General features: G+C 55.5%; 4 protein-coding genes and 1 pseudogene. 1 reads left to right on the top strand and 4 read right to left on the bottom strand.

Annotated elements, in window-relative coordinates:
- Positions 1-224 precede the first annotated feature (224 nt).
- From B7364_RS06905 to B7364_RS06890, 4 genes are all read right to left on the bottom strand, one after another.
- Positions 225-1,274, bottom strand: coding sequence for a LysM peptidoglycan-binding domain-containing M23 family metallopeptidase (locus B7364_RS06905; RefSeq protein ID WP_085339294.1), 1,050 nt, complete (start codon positions 1,272-1,274; stop codon positions 225-227).
- Between the two features lie 61 nt (positions 1,275-1,335).
- Positions 1,336-1,977 carry a protein-L-isoaspartate(D-aspartate) O-methyltransferase gene (locus B7364_RS06900; RefSeq protein ID WP_085339293.1) on the bottom strand — a complete coding sequence of 214 codons (642 nt, stop codon included), beginning with the start codon at positions 1,975-1,977 and terminating at the stop codon, positions 1,336-1,338.
- A complete protein-coding gene (gene surE, locus B7364_RS06895; RefSeq protein WP_085339292.1) occupies positions 1,974-2,738 on the bottom strand; it encodes a 5'/3'-nucleotidase SurE in 765 nt (254 codons plus the stop codon). The genes B7364_RS06900 and surE overlap by 4 nt, the downstream gene beginning before the upstream one ends.
- An 88-nt stretch (positions 2,739-2,826) precedes the next feature.
- Positions 2,827-3,237, bottom strand: coding sequence for a DUF1761 domain-containing protein (locus B7364_RS06890; RefSeq protein ID WP_085339291.1), 411 nt, complete (start codon positions 3,235-3,237; stop codon positions 2,827-2,829).
- Positions 3,238-3,538: 301 nt separating this feature from the next.
- Between B7364_RS06890 and B7364_RS06885 the strand changes: the two are divergent.
- A pseudogene (locus B7364_RS06885) lies at positions 3,539-4,356 on the top strand (flagellin).
- Positions 4,357-4,589: the final 233 nt, after the last annotated feature.

Raw genomic sequence — 4,589 nt, 5'->3', positions numbered from 1 at the left:
ACGCCCTAAGCCACGCCGTGGCCCTCGCCGAATGGATACGCTGAAGCGTGCGCGGCGAGAGAGAGATTTGGGGGCTTTGCGTCAGAGGGTCGCACGTCGGCTGCGCCGTCTGCGATGACGTCGCGCAGCGTCGTTTTTCATCTGGACCTATTTTGGTAGCGGTTTGGTGGATCAGAGGGTGCACCAAACCGCTTCTCAGTCTTTCAGCGCAGCCCCTCACCGCCTCAGGTCGGGTTAGCGCTGGTTGACCCCAAAAATGGTACCGGATCGACCGGCTTTGTTGCGTGGCGGACCTGGAAATGTAGGCGTGGGGAACGAGCGCGGCCAGTTTGGCCGACTTGGCCGATGACTTGCCCGCGCGTGACGGTTTGGCCCTCACGGACATTGACCGAATTGGCAAAGGCATAAGCGGTCATATAGTCGCTGGAATGGCGGATCAGCACAAGCCAACCATAGCCCGCCAACTGATTGCCAACATAAGCGACCGTGCCAGAGGCGGCAGCCTTGAAGGGGGTTCCGGCCGGGGCCTCAATCTCGATACCATCAACCACGCGCAAATCCGCTTTGGTGCCGAAAGTCTCCACCACGCGGCCCCGGACGGGCCAGATGAAATTGGGCAGTGCGGCAAGGTTATTTGGTGTGGCTTGCGGGCCAATCGCTGGGGCGCTTGACCCCGCCTTTGGCTTTGGGGCCTCCGCAACGGGCCGTCTGGGTGGCGATGGGGCTGGGGTGACGGGGGCAACGGGGCCCGCTTCTAGATTAGGCCGCAATTGGCCCGGCACAGCGCCACTAACAGTTCGACCTGCAGCCATTTCACTGGCCAATAGGGTGACAAGATCTTGCGGTTCAAGACCGGTCAATTGGTCGCGCACCAAAGCCGGCAATATGACTTTCTGCCCAGGCTGTACCTTCACCGGGCGCGGAAAGCGGTTAAACAAGGCTAGCGAGCGCTCATCCACACTATAGCGCCGGGCAATTGCGGCAAAGCTTTCATTGCGGCGGACGATATGCACTTTCAAAGGCGGCAGTTTCAGCACTTGACCGGGCGTTAGGGCATAAGGTGGGCGCAAGCCATTGACTTGAATAAGCCCGGCCAAAGGCGAGCGGGTGCGCTCTGCAATGGCATAAAGCGTTTCGCCCCGCATCACCCGCGTCTCTGTCGGGGGATTCTGCGGATCAAAATCGACCATGCCCGGCGCAGGCTGGGCAGCCACGGGCGAGAGGCCACTGGTGGCGAGGGCGGCAATAAGAAGAAGGCTGACGGCGCGACGCATGACCCAATCTGTCGCACAACATGGTTAAGCAGGCGTTTCCGAGCGCGGGTCGGGCCGGGTGTCAAACCTCGCGTGCGACGCCCGGCAAAAGCGGCACAAAGCGCACATCCATGAGCGCTTCTTCCTCAAAAACCCCGTCCTCACGCAGCCGGTAGCGGAGTAATTCCTGCACCGCCCCGGCTCCCACTGGGGCAACCAAAATCCCACCTGGGGCTAATTGCGCCAGCAACGCATCTGGTCGAACTGGGGCCGCACAGGTGAAGATGATGCGGTCAAACGGGCCTTGATCCGGCCAACCCAAACCACCATCGCTGCATTTGGAGACAATATTGGTAAGCTTTAGTGCTTCGTGACGGCTCTGGGCCAAGCGCAATAAGGTGCGATACCGCTCCAACGTAAACACGCGACGGGCAAGCTTGGAAAGAATGGCCGTCTGATAGCCCGAGCCTGTGCCAATCTCCAAAACCTTCTCGCGCCCGGTGAGCTCCAGTGCGGCCGTCATGATGCCGACGACATAGGGCTGGCTAATGGTCTGGCCACATTCGATTGGCAAAGCGGCATCTTCCCAAGCCCGGCCCTCAAAACCCGCTGACATAAAGACTTCGCGAGGGATGGTCTCAATCGCATTTAGGACGAAGGGGTCTGTCACGCCGGCTTTGCGGAGCGCGAGGACGATGCGGGCGCGCCCATCTTCTTGGCTCATGCTTCCAATCCCTCCCGCAAGGCCAGTAAAGCGCTATGCTCGGTCATATCGATATGGAGCGGCGAAACCGAGATGCGGTTCTCATAAATCGCCAGAAGGTCTGAGCCGAGAGGCGGTTTAGAGAGCTTCCCGCGATAGCCGATCCAATAATAGTCATTGCCGCGCAGATCGCTGCGCCGATCAATCTGATGAATACATTCATCGCGAAAACCTTGGAAGGTGGCCTCTAGGCCCATGACATCTTCGGGTTCACAATCGGGGAAATTGACATTCATGACGACGCCGTCTGGCCAAGGTTTGGCTAAAAGCTTGCGCAAGACCTCAGCGCCATGGGCCTCTGCCGTGTGCCAGGGGATAGGGTGGCCAACGCGGAAATTGACCGCTTGGGACAGAGCGATCGACGGGATGCCCATTTGCATGCCTTGGACCGCCGCTGCGACAGTGCCGGAGACACTGGTATCTTCGGCAAGATTTTGACCGCGATTGACGCCCGATAAAACCAGATCAGGCCGACCGCCCTTGACCAATTCATCAATGCCCAAAAGCACACAATCGGTGGGCGTACCTGAACAGGCAAAGCGACGCTCTCCAACGGTTCGGACGCGCACAGGCTCCGTCAAGGTCAAGGCGCGCGACGCCCCAGACCGCTCAACCTCTGGCGCGACAACCCAGACGTCTGAGCTGAGCGCATGAGCGATACGTTCCAAGACCGCCAGGCCCGGCGCATGAATGCCATCGTCGTTTGAAATCAAAATGCGCAAGCAAGGTCCCCTGTTGAACCAGAATCATCGGTCCAGCCTGATTGGCTTTGGCACGGGGTATCACTTCATGGACTGCTTCGCGAGCCTCTTATTCGGCGGCTTTCATCGCACCCAAAACCGCCCCCGCAATCATGCCATTGGCCATAAGATGGGCAGAGTCGAGAAGCAGAAGCCCCACGGGCTCGTTGCCATAGGCATAATTATAAAGCCGGCCCGCGACCAAAAACAAAAGGCCCACTATGGCCCCCAGTTTTAGACCGGAAAGCCAAGTCGTTATGCCACGGTCCTTGATCAGGAGTCCGATGCCGATTGTGATCATGACGGGCATGACAGGGCTTAAGGCCATCCGCCATTGTTCACCGGCCAATAGCTCTGGCGTATAGCCCGATAAAGCCATCCATTGGGCTGAAAACAGCACGCCATAGATAAGCGCGCCGACGCTATAAATCGCCACGGAGGCAAGGATCAACGGGACGAACTTAATACCCAAGACGCGCATGTTACTTTTCCCCCGCCCTTTTGATAAAATTTTATCGAGGCTATTACAAAAGCAAGGATGGCGCAAAACAAAAATTGGCGCAAAAAGCCGAACCGAAAATACTGAAAATAAATAGAAAAAATCGGGATATAGACATCAAACATCTATACCTTAGAGCACCTGCAATTCTTTTGAATTATTTATTTGTTTACCATACTCCTCAACACGACGTTTAGAACTCACTGGTAGCTTGGTCTGGTATTCAAAACGAATACGGCTTGCTGAATGCAAGTGACAACCTAGTATGGATGAGGGCTAAGAAATGCTCAGCGTAAACACGAATCAAGGCGCCATGGTCGCGCTGCAAACATTGAACAAAACCAATTCTGAACTCGACAAAACCCAAAATGCAATTTCAACGGGTTTGAAGGTCGCTTCCGCAAAAGATAATGGTGCGATCTGGGCGATTGCCAATAAAATGAGATCCGATGTTGGTGCGTATGACCGCGTCCGTGAATCAACCGACCGCGCAGCCTCTATCTTGGATACAGGCATTGCTGCTGGCGAAAGCATCATGGAACTTCTAAACGAAATGAAGGGCAAAGCCCTGGCTGCGTCGCAAGCAGGTTTGTCAGCTTCGGCTCAATCGGCCTTGGCCGCAGACTTTGCTCAGCTTCGTGACCAAATCACCAGCATCATTGCCAACGCCGTATTTGACGGCGCAAACATGATTGCCGGCACACCAAACAACGCCGTCGCCTTGGGCGATTCTGCGGGCGGCAACACGATTACGGTTGCTGGCGTCAGTCTGGCGCTCGGCGGCGGCGTGGTCACAGTTACCGGAACCTCGGCACTCGATACCGCAGGCAACGCAACGACCGCGCTTGGTTTGGTCAACACCTCCATCACCAATTTGGGCACCCAATTGGCAACTTGGGGGGCTGGTNTTTGGAAGTGCACCGCACCTTCATCGGCAAACTGCAAGATGCGTTGAACAATGGCATTGGAGCCATCTCAGACGCCGACCTGGCCAAGGAAAGCGCAAAGCTGCAAGCCCTGCAAACCAAGTCGCAGTTGGGCATTCAGGCATTGTCGATTGCAAACAGCTCTTCGCAGGCCGCTTTGTCGCTGTTCCGCTAAAAAATATAAGAAGAAAAAAGTATCGTATATATTGGCCCAAGCAGAAATGCTTGGGCCTTTTTTTATTTATTTCCGATCAATGTGAAGAAAATTCCTTAGTACATAAAATTGTATCCAATTATTAGAAGTATGTTTCATCTCCGGTGTTACCATCACGTAGATCAAAGTGATCGGTGCATCTGAAAGATGCATTTTAGAGCGCTTCCCGTTTAATAAGCATCATAGCCACAGCT

Source organism: Aquidulcibacter paucihalophilus (assembly GCF_002105465.1).
In the GTDB taxonomy this organism is placed as follows: Bacteria; Pseudomonadota; Alphaproteobacteria; order Caulobacterales; family Aquidulcibacteraceae; genus Aquidulcibacter; species Aquidulcibacter paucihalophilus.
The sequence above is the reverse complement of the archived record's forward strand: the minus strand, read 5'-3'. Positions and strand labels throughout refer to the sequence as shown.

What these genes read in the sequence shown, in the direction of transcription:
- B7364_RS06905 (WP_085339294.1), bottom strand. Translation starts at nt 1,274, where the DNA reads ATGCGTCGCGCCGTCAGCCTTCTTCTTATTGCCGCCCTCGCCACCAGT.
- B7364_RS06900 (WP_085339293.1), bottom strand. Translation starts at nt 1,977, where the DNA reads ATGAGCCAAGAAGATGGGCGCGCCCGCATCGTCCTCGCGCTCCGCAAA.
- B7364_RS06890 (WP_085339291.1), bottom strand. Translation starts at nt 3,237, where the DNA reads ATGCGCGTCTTGGGTATTAAGTTCGTCCCGTTGATCCTTGCCTCCGTG.